This window comes from Hymenobacter psychrophilus, assembly GCF_900107135.1.
Classification (GTDB): domain Bacteria; phylum Bacteroidota; class Bacteroidia; order Cytophagales; family Hymenobacteraceae; genus Hymenobacter; species Hymenobacter psychrophilus.
Genome location: NZ_FNOV01000007.1, coordinates 139,782 through 153,988, shown reverse-complemented (window position 1 = coordinate 153,988; position 14,207 = coordinate 139,782). Strand labels below are relative to the sequence as shown.

Sequence of the window (14,207 nt, the reverse complement as noted above, 5' to 3'; positions counted from 1 at the left end):
CTTAACCAGCTGCTCCGGCCAAGCAGACTTCAATTATGACGCCAAATAGCGAAATTTGACGCAATTCGGCATCAGCTCAGCTATATTTTAGCCATCCGGTAACGTAGCCACGAGCCCAGCAGCAGTAGCAGCTTGGTGTTGGTAGGCACCCGCACCCGCTCCCCCTGAATGTGGGCCGCCGGCAGTTGCCGGATTTTGTGGAACAGTTTCAAGTAGTACACATAGGCCAAGTATACGCCCAGCCGGGCTGCCCGCGGCAACTGAACAATACCCGCGTAGCCAGCCTCAAAATCGGCCCGGATATCGGCCTCAATATCGCGCTTCACGGCGTCGGTGAAATGTGCGTACTCCACGCCCGGAAAATACACCCGGCCCCGGTCCTCGTAATCAGAGCGAATATCGCGCAGGAAGTTGATTTTCTGGAAGGCCGAACCCAGCCGCCGGGCCGGCTCGCGCAACTGATCGAACTGCTGCTGGTCGCCCTCGCAGAAAATGCGCAGGCACATGAGCCCCACCACTTCGGCCGAGCCATAGATGTACTTGCTGTACAGCGACTGGTCGTAACTACGGTCGTCAAGATCCATCTCCATACTATAGAGGAAGGCCGCAATAAACTCGCGGTCGATGCCGTACTGGTGCACAACATCCTGGAAAGCGTGCAGCACCGGGTTGAGGCTTATGCGCTTATCCAGGGCCTCGTACGTCTGGCGCTCAAAATCGGCAAACAGCGCAGCCTTATCGTGCTCGTGGAATGTGTCCACAATTTCATCGGCCCAGCGCACGAAGCCATACACCGAGTAAACCGGCAGGTGAAACCGCTGGTCGAGCGTGCGGATACCTAGCGTGAAGGACGTGCTGTAGCGCTGGGTAATCAGCTTGCTGCACGCCCGGCTGGTTTCGGTGAAAAGGGCAACGTGGTCCAAGAGAGAATTAACCGTTAAAAATTAAAAATTAAAAACAGTGCGACTCACTGCTCCTATATTCCTCGCCCAACTTATATCCCTACCCACTATACCTCAACTGATAGTTGTGGAATGAAACAGCATTTTTAATTTTTCATTTCCTTCATCACCTCCCCTGCCACTACTTGGCCCGAAATAAGGGACGGTGGCACGCCGGGACCGGGCACGGTGAGCTGGCCGGTGAAATAAAGGTTGCTGACTTTTTTGCTTTTGAGGCTGGGCTTGAGGATGGCCGTTTGACGCAGGGTGTTAGCCAAGCCGTAAGCGTTGCCCTTGTAGCTGTGGTAGTCGTCGATGAAATCCTGGTGGGCGTAGCTGCGCTTATATACCACCGCATCGCGGATGCTGGTGCCGCAGTGCCGCTCCAGCCGCTCCATGATGAAGTTGTAGTAATGCTCACGCGTAGTTTCGGGGTCGGGTAGGTTAGGAGCCACCGGGACCAGCAAAAACATGTTTTCGGAGCCTTCGGGGGCTACGGAAGGGTCGGTTTGCGAAGGAGCCGACACGTAGAACAATGGGCGGCTGGGCCACTTCGGGTTCTCATAGATTTCCTCGGCGTGCAGGCCGAAGTCCTCATCGAAAAACAGGTTGTGGTGGCGCAGGTTGGGCAAGCGCTTGTTTATGCCCAGGTAAAACAGCAGCGACGAGGGGGCCATCGTGCGCTTATCCCAGTAATCCTCAGAATAGGTACGCCACTCGGGGGCCAGCAGGTGCTGCTCGGCGTGGTGGTAGTCGGCGCCGGCCACCACGGCGTCGGCGGGCCGGAAGCCAGCGGCCGTCTGCACGCCGGTGGTGCGGCCGTTTTCCACCACAATCTGCTCCACGGCTGCGTTGTATTCGATTTCCACGCCCTGCTCGCGGGCGAGGGCCACCATGCCTTCCACAATTTTGTGCATGCCGCCCATCGGGTACCAAGTGCCCAGCGCCAGGTCGGCGTAGTTCATGAGCGAGTACAGGGCCGGTGTGTTTTCGGAAGTGGCGCCCAGAAACAGAATCGGGAATTCCACCAGTTCCAGCAGGCGCGGGTCTTTGAAGAACTTGCGCACATGCTTGTGCATGCTCTGCAACAAATCGAGGCGCACGGCATCTACCAGCAGGCGCGGGTCGGCAAACTCGAGCAGCGAGCGGCCGGGCATGTGCACAAACTTGCCGATGCCCACCTGGTATTTATAGGCTGCCTGACGCAGGAACTCATCCAGCCGGGCACCGCTGCCGGGTTCGAACCGCTCGAACAACGCCCGTAGTTCGCTCATGGCCGCCGGAATATCTACCGCTTCGGGCCCCTTAAATATTACTTGGTACGAAGGATCGAGCCGCACCAAATCGTAATAGTCGCTCACCTTGCGGCCAAACTTAGCAAAGTACTGCTCGAAAATGTCGGGCATCCAGTACCAGCTCGGGCCCATATCGAAGGTGAACCCTTCGGCCTGAAACTGCCGTGCCCGGCCACCAGGACCCTCGTTTTTTTCCAGCAGCGTAACGCGGCAGCCCTGCTGGGCCAGCGTGGTGGCCGCCGATAGGCCCGCGAAGCCGGCCCCGATAACTATGACGTGTTTGCTCACAGGCGCAAAGATGGGATTTTGCTGGTTTCGAAGCTAAGTTGCCCTATACTACCGACAGCCGACCCGGAAGTTTGGTTTACCAGTTAAGACAACGGGCCGCAAACTACGCCGCCCAAAAGGCGAAGCGTAGTCCGCGGCCCGTGATACGCCCGGGGCGGGTCTGTACTCTCTCCCTATTCCCTACACGCCGGGGGCGTATGTCTTCAACGCCTGCTTAAGCTCTTTGCGGGCGATGTGGATTCGGTTCTTAACCGTACCAATCGGAATCTGCAGCTTTTCCGCAATTTCCAGGTACTTGTAGCCAATGTAGTACATCATGAACGGGGTTCGGTAATCGGCCGAAAGGCCGGCAATGGCCGCGTTGATGTCCGTTACTACGAAATCGGAGCTAGCTCCGTTGTGAGTAATGTAATTTTCATCGGTATTAAAGTACTGAAAGTACTCTGTGCTATCGATGTTGCTGTTACGCTTGGTTATTTTGTTGTAGTTGTTGATGAAGGTGTTGCGCATGATGGTATACAACCATGCCTTCAGATTGGTACCCGTCTTGAACTTGTCCTTGTTGAGCATGGCCTTGAGTAGCGTTTCCTGCACAAGGTCTTTGGCGTCGTCGGCGTCGCGGGTAAGGTTCATCGCCACTGGCTTCAGCGAGTAAGAAATCTTCTGTACTTGGTCAGTGAATTCTAGAGAGGTCATACTGTTTAGCTTTTGGTGGCCAAATGTTAAACAAATATACGCACCCACCACTAAAAAGTAAGGGAATGCACTCATTTATTTCGCTTCCCCCAATGGCATCAGGTCTAAAAACAGCTAGTGTTGCCCTTAAACGCAGATAGTCAGCACAGAAATAAGTACGGGTACCAATTCATCAGCAGACTTGCCAAACAACCAGCAAACGACAGGACAACAGTAATTATTATCTAACGGCCCAAGTAGTTACGCCCAACCTGAACTATTGGATTGAACTGTTGAGTTCCGGCTCTGCCGCAGCACCATCGGCCAAAGCAATAAAGTCGGTAATCAGGGTCAGGCGAGTGGTTTCTGACGGCAGCGGAAAATCGAGCTGGGCCAGCGGGCCGTAGAGGTAAAGGTGGGTACCCGGGCAGTACTGACGGAGCTGCTCCACAAAACGGCCCACCTCATCGCGCTCAGGTACGGCCGTGAGCACCGTGAGCAGCGCGTGGGGCTGGTAGGAGGCGCACACAGCCTCCAACTCGGCGCTGGGCAGATTCTGGCCCAGATACAGCACATGGTGACCGCGCGCCCGTAGCACGTAGTTCATAAACAGCAACGCCAGCTCGTGCATTTCGCGCTCGGGCAGGAACAATACCCAGCGCTGAGCCGAACTGGGCGCCACCGGTGGCAGCCCATCGGTAGCCGCCAGCATCTTCTGGCGCAGCAAATTAGTTATCAAGTGCTCCTGCGCCGGATTTACGGTGCCAGCCTGCCACATCACACCAATGCGCTGCAAAAATGGATAGGCCACTCGCAGTATCGTATCTTCAAAACCCAACTGTTGGATGGCCTGATTGATCAGGGACACGAGCTGGCACTCATCCATGGCCAGCATAGCGGCCAGCAGCCCGTTCACGCGCTGGCAGTAGTTGTGGGCCGCATCGTTGCCCGTGAGCACGGCCGCAGACAGTTCCTGCTCGCTCAGGCCGGCCACCTTGGAGATGCGGTAGCCCCGGTCGCAGAGGGAAGCTACGTTCAGCAGCCGGCGCAAATCGTCTTCGCAATACGTGCGGATGTTGGTAGCGGTGCGGGCGGGCCGCAAAATACCGTAGCGCTGCTCCCACACGCGAATCGTGTGGGCTTTTACACCCGAAAGCTGCTCTAAATCGGAAATGGAGAAGTGGCCCATTGTTTTAAGCTGATAGCTGTTAGCGGCTGGCTATTAGCTTTTTTTTAGGGAAGTGAGAAACAGATGCTGTTAGCGGTATCGGGCTCGAAAACCCTCAATGCTTAGCCAACAGCTTTACTTTTAAGCACGCGGGTAGGTGCGGGGCGGCGCAGAGCCAGCCAGAAATACCTGGGCGACACCCACAACAAACCGAACTCTTCGCTGCCATCGCGGCCGGTAGTTTTGTGGTGCATTTTGTGCGCCATATTCAGGGCCCGCAGATACGTGTTGCGCGACTTGCGCCAGAAACGCAGCCGGCCATGAATCAGCACATCATGCACAAAGAAATACAGTGTACCATAGCTGGCAATACCCACGCCCATCCAAAACCGAAAATCATGGGTTTCGGAGCCGAACACGATGAGCAGCATCGAAAGCGACCCGTAGAAGAGGAAGAAGAAGTCGTTGCGCTCAAAGCGGTGCGGGTGGCGCACATGGTGCGAGCGGTGCAGAAACCACAGCGGCCCATGCAGCACGAAGCGGTGCATGAACCACGCCACGAACTCCATTCCCAGAAAAGTAGCGGCCGTTACAGCCACAGCACCCAAGGTTGTCATAGTAGCCCTAACCAGCGAAAATGCGAGAAAGTTTAGCGGGTAATGCAATGGGAATGAAAAATTTCATCACACTGTGTATGGTCGAAACACCGCTATTTCTGACTAAATAATAGCCCTACAACGACGCAGTAAAGATGCTCCGTCAAGCCCAGCACGCCGTTCTTGCTCCCCGCGCTATTTAATTATCCCAGGTCAGCTTTTCTTTGTTGAGGAAGGCGGCAATACCGCGACGGCAGTCGTCAGAGCTGCGGGCGTCGGCATTCATGCGGGCGGCATAGCGCAGGCTGTCTTCAAGGGGCATTTCGGGCAGGCGGGCCATCATTTCCTTTGTGATTTCCATGCTCTGGGCCGAGTTCTCGACGCACAGCCGGCGGGCGAAGCGGTACACGCTGTCGGCCAACTCCTCGCGGGGCACCACGAAGTTGACGAGGCCATACTCCAAGGCCTTATCGGCCGTAATTACGTCGCCGGTGAGCAGCAGCTGCTTGGTACGGGTTTCGCCAATTTTGCGCAGCAGAAAAATACTGACAATGGCCGGCAGGAACCCGATTTTCACCTCCGTATAACCGAATTTGGCCTCTGGCACCGTGAAAGCAAAGTCGCAAATGGTTGCCAGCCCGCAGCCGCCGGCCAGCGCGTGGCCATGCACCTGCCCGATTACCACCTTGTTAAGCGTGTAAATCTGGTGGAAGAGCTGCATGAGGTGGGTGGAATCGGCCAGGTTATCCTGGTAGCCGAAGTTCTGCAGCTCCTGGATATAGCCTAAATCGGCACCGGCGCAGAATACGTCGCCCGCCGCCCGCAGCACGATTACTTTACAGTCGACGTCGTCTTCGGCGTACGCAAAGGCCTGCTTTAGTTCAGTTACTACGTTTGCATTGAGTGCGTTACGCTTATCGGGCCGGTTGAGCGTAATGTAGCCGATGGAGTCCTGGGCTTCGTAGCGGATATAGCGCAGTTCTTCCAGTTCCTGGGTGAGGGCGTCTTCCATAGTCGGGGTAGGTGGGGCAATGATGGGAGCCAGCAAAGGGGCCGGTAACTGCAAACAGCGGGGCCGGGCTGAGCCAAAAGAAGGTCGGAAAACTCAAACCTAGCAAAATTGATGCTACTATGATACGAACAACAGCCAAAACCCGGTTGCTGGTTTCCGGTAAGTGGGCGCGCCCCGCCCCCGCTACTGCCCCATCTGCACGGTAAAGGCCCCGGCCAGCGCCACATCATGCGTGCGGAAACCAGCAGCCCGGAAAAGCGAATCTTGGCGGGCCACATACCAGCTTTTGCAGCTTGAGTCGAAGACGATGCGCGGGGCGGTGCCGAACAGCGCGGCCACCTCGGGGGGCTGCACGCGGGCGTTGCGGCGCAGCACCACGGCCACCAGCCCCGGCAGCGGCCGGGTGCTCCCGCTGAGCCGGCCGCTGACAAAGGCCAGCTGCCGGCCCCGCCAACCCGCTAGTACCAACCCCGGCTCGGCCACTACGGCCGGCACCGGGCCGTGCTGCCAACCGGGCCAGTAGCTAACGCGGCGGGCGTTTCGCCCAATGCTGCCCGGCACGATGCGGTAGGTGCGCTCGGTTTCGGTGAGCGGCAGCGAGTCGAGGGGCACAATGTCGGCGGCGGCGCCCTGCCAGAAGCCCACTACCGAGCGGCGGGGGATGCTGTACACAACAAGCTGCTCGTTGGTAGCCAGGCGGCGGGCGGCCCACACCCGGCTACCAGCAAACACGCCCATAAAGGAGCAGGCCAGCGCCAGCCATTGCAGTTTCTTCAATGAGAAAAAAGCCAGCAGGGCCAGAATCACCCCGAATATCAGCCAGGCCTGCGGGGCCGTGATGTGGATGCCTGACACCAGCGCCCCGGGCAGGGCCCGCCCAATCAGGAAGATATATTCGTTGAAGAACCAGATCATCCACTCGAATACGCAGGCCACGCCTTTGGTCAGGTAATCGAAACCGTGGGCCAGAGAGGCTGAAAACAGGCCCAGCCCCCACCCCACGCCCTTGAGCACCAGCAACGCCAGGCCTACGTACACGGCCAAGCTAGAAATAGGGACGGCCACCAAGTTAGAAAGCAGGAAGCTGAGCGGGAACTGATGAAAGTAGAACAGCCCCAGCGGAAACGTGGCTACCTGCGCCGCCAACGACAGCGCCGTAGCCCGCCACAGCCAATCGGTACTTACGCCTGCCCAGCGCCAGAGCCGCTGCACCGCCGGCGGCTGCCAGGGCCGCTGCCGTTCCAGGAACCAGGCCTTGGGCTGCAGCCAGGCGGCAATGCGCGGCTGCAGATACACGATGCTGAGCACAGCCAGAAAGGAGAGCTGAAACCCTACATCGCAGAGCAAATACGGGTCGTAGCAGAGCAGAAAAAAGGCGGCTACGGCCAGCAGGTTGTACATGGAAGTCTGCCGGCCAAAAGCGCGGGCCACAATCAGAAACGAGAACATGACGGCCGCCCGCAGCACCGAAGCCGACAGTCCCGTCAGGAAGGCATAGCTCCAGATGACGGCCAGCCCCACCAGCGCCGTAACCAGCCGCATAACAGGCCCGCGGCGCCCCGGCAGCAACCCCAGCAGCCAGCTGACGGCCCCAAACAGCAGCCCCACCTGCAGGCCCGACACGGCCATGATGTGGGTGGTGCCGGTGTTGGCGTAGGCCTCCTTAGTCTGCTGGTCCACATCGTCTTTGAGGCCCAGCACCAGCGCCGACGCCAGCGCGTATTCGCGCTTGGCCCCCACGTACTGCTTGAATACGCCCTCCACCACCCGCGCCGCCCGCATGGCCACGGCCCGCAGCAGGTTGGGCGGGTCCACAGCAATGCGTTGGTACTGGTCGGGATGGATAAACTGCTGGTGGTAAATCTGGTGGTACTGCAGGTAGCGACGGTAGTCGAACTCGCCGGGATTGAGCGGGGCCTTGCTCGGAGCCGGCGCGCCGCGCACCAGCCAAACGTCGCCGTACTGCGGGGCCGGCAGCGAATCGGTGAGCGGGATGGACACGCGAATGCCGCCCACCGCCGGCCGCCACTGCCCCGCCACCCGCACCGCCGACACCCGCACAGTCGTGGCGTAGGTGGCAGGCCGCCGCACGGTATAGTCGTCTACCACGGCCCGGTAAAATTCTATTTCACCGCCGAAGTGGTACAGGTGGTCAGCCGCCCGGCTCTCGGTGGCCTGCTGCGTGAGCGTGAGGCCAGCCACGTACAGGACCAGCACGGCCAGCAGCCCCGCCGCATCGGTTGGGCCTAGTTGGGGCTGTCGGGCCGCCCACCACTGCATGCCCGCAAACACCACACCTAGTCCCAGCAGTAACGGCCAGAGTACGGGCAGTGCCGGCCCATAGTACAAATAGGTCAGGATGCCAGCCATTAGCGGCAGCACGAGGCGCACGAAGGCATTCGGAGCCCATTTGACTTGCATACCGGTTTTCTGAGCTTTTAGCTGACAGCTTTCGACCGGATGGTTTGGCTAAGGCAGGCAGTTGGTAATCAAGGTGTAGAAAAATTCAGTGACGTGCAACAGCTGAGAGAAACGATGCCCTATGTTTCTTTGGGTACCCACACCTTTTTAGCGCTGCCAACTCATTTTGTAGTGCTCGATATCGGCCTCCACGAACTTCTCTCCCGCTTTCGTGAAGCCATGACGCTCGTAGAAGCGCACGGCGGGCAGTTGGGCGTTCAGGTACACCAGGGCAGCCGGATGAGCCGCTTGCACGTCGCGGAGCACGGCGGCGAGCAGGGCCGCGCCGGCCTGCTGGTTGCGGTACTCGGCCAGCACGGCGAACCGCTCCAGCTTTACGCCGGCTTCGGTAAGGCGCCAGCGGGCCGCCCCGCAGGGCTGACCATCGGCCGTGAGGGCCAGGTAGTGGATAGCGTCGGTGCGGTCGTGGGCGTCGTTTTCGAGGCCGGCGGGCACGTTCTGGCCCAGTACAAACACGTTGTGGCGGATGGCCAAGGCCGCTTCCAGTTCGGCTTCGGTGGTAATGCGGTGGACTTGCAAAGGAGTTGAATTCAAGGAGAAAGTCAAAAGTAAAAACCTCACCTGTCATCCTGACGAAGGAAGGACCTTGCCCCGGTAAAACGATAATCGTAGCAACGACTCGTTTTACCGGGATAAGGTCCTTCCTTCGTCAGGATGACAGGCGGTCCAAGCTAACAACTGTCGGCTAATGGCTGACAGCGCACGCAAACTCTACTCGCCGCGGCGCTGGGCGGGGCGTACGGGGCGGTTGGCCTGGTCGGCGCGCTCCTGCTCCTGCTCGGTATCGAACTGGTCGTAGGCCAGCACGATTTCCTTCACCAAGCGGTGGCGCACTACGTCGTCGGCCGTCATTTCTACGAACCCGATGCCAGGCACGTCGCGCAGGATGTCGAGGGCCTGATTGAGGCCGGATTTCTGCTTGGTGGGCAGGTCAATCTGGCTCCGGTCGCCGTTCACCATCACCTTGGCGTGGGGGCCCATGCGGGTCAGAAACATCTTCAGCTGCGAGGGCGTGGTGTTCTGGGCCTCGTCGAGCAGCACGAAGGCGTGGTTGAGCGTGCGGCCGCGCATGTACGCCAGGGGCGCAATTTCGATGGTCTTGTTCTCCATGTAGAACTTGAACTTCTCGGGCGGCAGCATGTCCTCCAGCGCGTCATAAATCGGCCGCAAATAGGGGTCGACCTTCTCCTTCATGTCGCCGGGCAAAAAGCCCAGGCTTTCGCCGGCTTCCACCACGGGGCGCGAGATGATGATTTTCTTGACCTCCTTATTCTTAAGCGCCCGCACGGCCAGCGCCACCGAAATGTAGGTTTTGCCCGTACCGGCCGGCCCAAGCGCGAACACCAAATCGTTCTTCATCACGGCCTCTACCAAACGCTGCTGGTTGGCCGTGCGGGCCTTGATAACGCCACCCTTAGCCCCGAACAGAATAACGTCGGGCGCGGCGGCCATACGGGCCTCCTCAATTTCCTCATCGGCCGAAGACAGGTACTGGCTCACGGTTTTGTCGGTGATAGTACCGTATTCGTGGTAGTGCTCAATCAGGGCCGAGAGGATGTCGTTGATGCGGCTGATGACGGCCGGCTGGCCCTGAATCTTGATTTCGTTGCCCCGGGAGACAACTTTACTGCCCGGGAAAGCCGCCGCAAGCTGACGGATATTCTGGTTGTCGGGTCCCAGGAACTCAACCAGGGACACATTTTCCAACGTGATGACTTTTTCGACCAAACTAGGAGATTTTAAAAGCGGGAAGAGAAAAATAAGGGGCTGAGCGCCCGACGGATGAAGGCTTCTGCTGCTTACAACAGCAAAACCCGGGTTATCGTTGCCCCTCCCGGTTCCGGGCAAAAGGGCTACTTTTGCCGCCCCTGCGGGGAACAAAGCAATAGTACGAATAACTCCGAATTTACGGTCATGGGCTTGATTACGTTTCTGTCAGATTTCGGCTACCGCGACCATTATGTGGCCGCCGTGAAGGCCCGGATTCTACAGTTGGCCCCCGAGTTGCCGGTGCTCGACCTTACCCACGGCATCGAGCCCTTCAACATTGCTCACGCCGTGCATGTGCTGGGGGCCGTGTACGCCGATTTTCCGGCCGGCACCGTGCACCTGATAGGGGTGAATGATTTGGGCGCCCCCCACGCCGCCTGGCTGGCGGCCCGCTACCAGGGGCACTATTTTGTAGCCGCCGACAACGGCCTGTTGCCGCTGCTCTGCGATGGAGAACCCGAATATCTGGTGCGCCTCAGTCCCGGCCAGCAGCCCACCGCCTCCCCTACCCGCGACCTGCTGGTACCCGCCGCCGTGCACCTGGCCCAGGGAAAGCCGCTGGCCGACCTTGGGCCGGAACTGGCCGAGCCATACCAACTGCTCAACCGCCAGCTACGTCTGCAGGACAACCACGTGACCGGCCACGTAGTGCACGTCGACCACTACGGCAACCTGGTTACCGACATCTCACGCTCGGCCCTCGAAGTTATTGGCCGCGACCGGCCTTTCACCATCCACTTCGCCCGCGAAACTGTGCGGGCCATTGCGCCCCACTTCCAGGCCGCCGACCCCGGCGAGGCAGTATGCATTTTCAACAGCCAGGACCGTCTCTGCATCGGCATCAACCAAGGCAATGCCTCCGAGTTGCTAGGCCTGCATTTCGATTCGCAGGTGGATGTACGCTACCTCAGCTAAGGGAAAATAGGGCTTCATAGCTCTCTAGACACGAAAATTCAATTCGTGCATATATTATGTTAACACGTTCCGGCCACTTTGACAGCTTGGCTAACTACCCATTCTCTCCTTCAATTGCTAAGCCGATGCTGATTCGGATTGTTCGCCTCACCTTCGCTCCCGAGCACGTACCGGCCTTCCTGCGCATCTTCCAGGATTCCGAAGCCCATATCAGGCAGATGCCGGGCTGCCGCCACCTGGAGCTGTGGCAGGACGCCGACGACCCGCGGGTATACTGCACCCACAGCCACTGGGAATCGGCCGAGGCGTTGAACGCGTATCGGCGCTCGGCCCTGTTCGGGCAGGTTTGGCCGGCTACCAAGGCCCTGTTTGCGGCCCCGCCCCTGGCATTTTCGGTACAGCCAGCTACGCTTTCCGCCCCGGTTGGTAGCTAGCCTGGCCTCCGACACCGCAACCTAACGGGCCAGCCGCGGGTTGAACCCGGGAGCCCTGCTGCATCCGGCTGGCAACGATAGCCACCCCGCTCCTTCTTCCCTACTCCCATGCCCGCAACGCCCAACTACTTCGACTTCTACGAACTGCCCGAAACGTTCCGCCCCGACGAGGCAGGGCTCAAGCGCAAATACTACGCCCTGAGCCGTGAGTATCACCCCGATTTCCATGCCACGGCCAGCGCCGAGAAGCAGCAGGAAATCCTGCACCTGGCCACACTCAACACCGACGCCTACCGTACCCTTAGCCACCCCGACCAGCGGATGGCCTACATTCTGGGCCGCCACGGCTTACTGGAAGAGGGCAAACAGGCACTACCACCCGATTTTTTAATGGAGGTAATGGACCTGAATGAACAGCTGATGGAGCTGGAATTTGAGCCCGATCCGGCGGCTGAATCCAAGGTGGAAGCGGAAGTCAATATGCTGAGTGACACGCTCGATGCTGGTATCGAGCCAGTGCTGGCGGGCTACGAAGGCCTGCCCACCGACGCCCGCCCACCAGCCCTGCAGCAGGTGCAGACATACTACCTGAAAAAGCGTTACCTATTGCGCATTCGGGAATCTCTAACTAAGTTTGCAGCCCGTTCTTAAGCTACCTGTCGGAACGGTTTGAAACGCCCGGATGGCGGAACTGGTAGACGCGTCGGTCTCAAACACCGATATCGAAAGATATGCCGGTTCGATTCCGGCTCCGGGTACTAGGAAGGATTAGATTCCTCCCTTAGAGCAAGCCTCAAAAGCTGTAAATCTGTTCGCAGATGCAGTTTTTGAGGCTTTTTTGCGTTCTGGCCAAATCGGGTTTACCAATGGGTATACCCAGACTTACCGACTCTTTTACGCCACCTCCTACGCCACCTCTTTTTTCAAGCCCTATGAAAGTATTGTTTGAGTTGCGGCATGACAAGCAGGACAAGGCCGGCACGGTACCGGTTTACGTGTCCGCGTATTTTGATGGACTGCGGCTGCGCTGCTCGACCAAGGAGCGTTGCGAGCCCCGGCAGTGGAATGAGCGGGACCAGGAGTTCCGACGCTCTTTTGCAGGGTACCATTCGGCCAACGAGGGGCTGAAGGCGCTGGAGCGGCGGCTGGAGGACCGATACCGGGACCTGCGGGCGGATAATGTGGCCCCTACCGTAGCACTGCTGCGGGAGGTAGTGAATCCGGCGGCGGTAGTGGTGCCAGAAGAACCTACGCTGTTGGCGCGATTCGCCGCGTTTCGGGAGGTGCTGGTGGGTCGGGGCTATGCTTTCCACACCCTGCGCCACTACAAAACAGCGTACAACCACCTGACAGCTTTCCTTGAAAAGACGCGGCGCAAGGGGTTGTTACTGGCGGGGTACACGCCGGCAGTGCACGACGATTTCGTGCGCTACCTGCGAACCACCTGCGGCTTATCGGCCAACGGGGCGTACACCATGCTCAAGGATTTAAAGACCTTCCTGCGCCACGCCCAAGATGAGCGGGGGCTGACCTTGGGGCTGGAGCTGACGCGGCTGGAAGTACGCTATACCGAACAAGCCAAAGCCTACCTGACCGGAGCTGACTTAGCGGCGCTGGTGGCGGTGTCGCTCCCGAAGACGCTGGAGCCGGCGCGGGACGTGTTTTTGTTCTGCTGCTACACCGGCCTGCGCTACTCCGATGTGGCGGCTTTGCACGCGGGAAATGTGCACGGGCTGGGGGTGGACGGCACCGGTGAACGGGTGCTGCGGCTGGTGCAGACCAAGACGCGGGCCACGGTCAGCATCTACCTGAGCCGGCTGGCAGCCCAGATTTTGGACCGCTACGCCGGACCCGAGCGGGCGCACGCCGGGGCCCGACTCCTGCCGGTGCTGGCTAATCAGCCCATGAACCGATACCTGAAGAAAATCGGGCAGTTGGCAGGGCTCACTCGCTTAGTGGAAGTGGTGAGCACTGCCGGGGGGCAGGTGGTAAAGCAGGCGGTACCGCTGCACGAGTTGGTGACCATGCACACGGCCCGCCACACCTTCGCCGTGCAAAGCCTGCTACGCGGGATGCCCGTGACGGTGTTGCAGCGGGTGATGGGGCACGCTAAAATTCAAAATACTATGCGCTATGCTCAGGTAGTGGAGGAACTGCAGCATCAAGCCATGCGAGCGGCCTGGGACGGGCCGAGTGGACTCGACGCTGGACCGGCGCCAGAAGAGGCGGTTTGCACGGTGATGGCCGCGTAAGCTGAGGCCCCAGTCAAATATCCGGCTGGGGCTTCTACTGGGCTAGAGACATTCCATTCGGAAAGCTGGCTGCCGGATAGCTGGCCGGCTGGGCAGATAGGCCAAGCAGTGAGTAGGGTTGGTGATGCCTTCGTCCTGCCCCGGAGTATGCTGGGGCTTACTTGGCTTTGTGGTTAAGAGCAGCGGAAACTTCGCTGGCATCGAGACCGGTGAAACGGCAGAAATCCTGCACCGTGATGAGGGCCCCGGCGGGCTTGCCGGCGGTTTGGCGCACCTGACGTAGCAGCCGCTTGGCAGCGTCGTAGCTGCGGCCGGTGAGAGCAGCCACGTCTTTAGGATAGAGGCAGATACGCGGCATAATGAAGGATAGTGGGCGCAAA

Annotated in this window: 14 protein-coding genes and 1 tRNA gene; 5 read left to right on the top strand and 10 right to left on the bottom strand. The window is 59.2% G+C overall.

Annotated features, from left to right (window positions below; genetic code table 11):
• Positions 1-80: 80 nt before the first annotated feature.
• The 9 genes from BLW21_RS12135 to BLW21_RS12095 all read right to left on the bottom strand — a co-directional run bounded on the left by BLW21_RS12135 (position 81) and on the right by BLW21_RS12095 (position 10,184).
• Complete coding sequence (locus BLW21_RS12135; protein WP_092740357.1) at positions 81-923, bottom strand: phytoene/squalene synthase family protein; 843 nt, start codon at positions 921-923, stop codon at positions 81-83.
• Positions 924-1,048: 125 nt separating this feature from the next.
• Entirely contained in the window at positions 1,049-2,524 is a 1,476-nt protein-coding gene (locus BLW21_RS12130; RefSeq protein WP_092740355.1) for a phytoene desaturase family protein, read from the bottom strand.
• 180 nt (positions 2,525-2,704) lie between these two features.
• Positions 2,705-3,220 (bottom strand): sigma-70 family RNA polymerase sigma factor, encoded by a 516-nt coding sequence (locus BLW21_RS12125; RefSeq protein WP_019947844.1) that lies wholly within the window; start codon positions 3,218-3,220, stop codon positions 2,705-2,707.
• Between the two features lie 256 nt (positions 3,221-3,476).
• Positions 3,477-4,388 carry a MerR family transcriptional regulator gene (locus BLW21_RS12120; RefSeq protein ID WP_092740353.1) on the bottom strand — a complete coding sequence of 304 codons (912 nt, stop codon included), beginning with the start codon at positions 4,386-4,388 and terminating at the stop codon, positions 3,477-3,479.
• Between the two features lie 101 nt (positions 4,389-4,489).
• Positions 4,490-4,984 carry a sterol desaturase family protein gene (locus tag BLW21_RS12115; RefSeq protein WP_092740351.1) on the bottom strand — a complete coding sequence of 165 codons (495 nt, stop codon included), beginning with the start codon at positions 4,982-4,984 and terminating at the stop codon, positions 4,490-4,492.
• A gap of 178 nt (positions 4,985-5,162) precedes the next feature.
• Positions 5,163-5,975, bottom strand: a complete 813-nt coding sequence (locus BLW21_RS12110; protein WP_092740349.1) for an enoyl-CoA hydratase/isomerase family protein — start codon at positions 5,973-5,975, stop codon at positions 5,163-5,165.
• A gap of 183 nt (positions 5,976-6,158) precedes the next feature.
• Positions 6,159-8,396, bottom strand: coding sequence for a ComEC/Rec2 family competence protein (locus BLW21_RS12105; protein WP_092740347.1), 2,238 nt, complete (start codon positions 8,394-8,396; stop codon positions 6,159-6,161).
• Positions 8,397-8,543: 147 nt separating this feature from the next.
• The gene (locus BLW21_RS12100) at positions 8,544-8,990 is read right to left on the bottom strand and encodes a GNAT family N-acetyltransferase (protein WP_245711883.1); all 447 of its coding nucleotides are present in this window, start codon (positions 8,988-8,990) and stop codon (positions 8,544-8,546) included.
• Positions 8,991-9,167: 177 nt separating this feature from the next.
• Positions 9,168-10,184 carry a PhoH family protein gene (locus BLW21_RS12095; RefSeq protein ID WP_092740343.1) on the bottom strand — a complete coding sequence of 339 codons (1,017 nt, stop codon included), beginning with the start codon at positions 10,182-10,184 and terminating at the stop codon, positions 9,168-9,170.
• Positions 10,185-10,370: 186 nt separating this feature from the next.
• Between BLW21_RS12095 and BLW21_RS12090 the strand changes: the two genes are divergently transcribed.
• The 5 genes from BLW21_RS12090 to BLW21_RS12070 all read left to right on the top strand — a co-directional run bounded on the left by BLW21_RS12090 (position 10,371) and on the right by BLW21_RS12070 (position 13,827).
• Complete coding sequence (locus BLW21_RS12090; protein WP_092740341.1) at positions 10,371-11,141, top strand: SAM hydrolase/SAM-dependent halogenase family protein; 771 nt, start codon at positions 10,371-10,373, stop codon at positions 11,139-11,141.
• 125 nt (positions 11,142-11,266) lie between these two features.
• The gene (locus tag BLW21_RS12085; protein WP_092740339.1) at positions 11,267-11,575 is read left to right on the top strand and encodes a putative quinol monooxygenase; all 309 of its coding nucleotides are present in this window, start codon (positions 11,267-11,269) and stop codon (positions 11,573-11,575) included.
• 108 nt (positions 11,576-11,683) lie between these two features.
• A complete protein-coding gene (locus tag BLW21_RS12080; RefSeq protein ID WP_092740337.1) occupies positions 11,684-12,226 on the top strand; it encodes an iron-sulfur cluster co-chaperone HscB C-terminal domain-containing protein in 543 nt (180 codons plus the stop codon).
• Between the two features lie 25 nt (positions 12,227-12,251).
• Positions 12,252-12,333: transfer RNA gene (locus BLW21_RS12075), tRNA-Leu, on the top strand.
• Positions 12,334-12,507: 174 nt separating this feature from the next.
• Positions 12,508-13,827: a site-specific integrase gene (locus BLW21_RS12070; protein WP_092740335.1), complete on the top strand. Its 1,320-nt coding sequence runs from the start codon at positions 12,508-12,510 to the stop codon at positions 13,825-13,827.
• Positions 13,828-13,984: 157 nt separating this feature from the next.
• Here the strand turns inward: BLW21_RS12070 and BLW21_RS12065 are convergent, their stop codons facing one another.
• Positions 13,985-14,185, bottom strand: a complete 201-nt coding sequence (locus BLW21_RS12065; RefSeq protein WP_092740333.1) for a hypothetical protein — start codon at positions 14,183-14,185, stop codon at positions 13,985-13,987.
• Positions 14,186-14,207 lie beyond the last annotated feature (22 nt).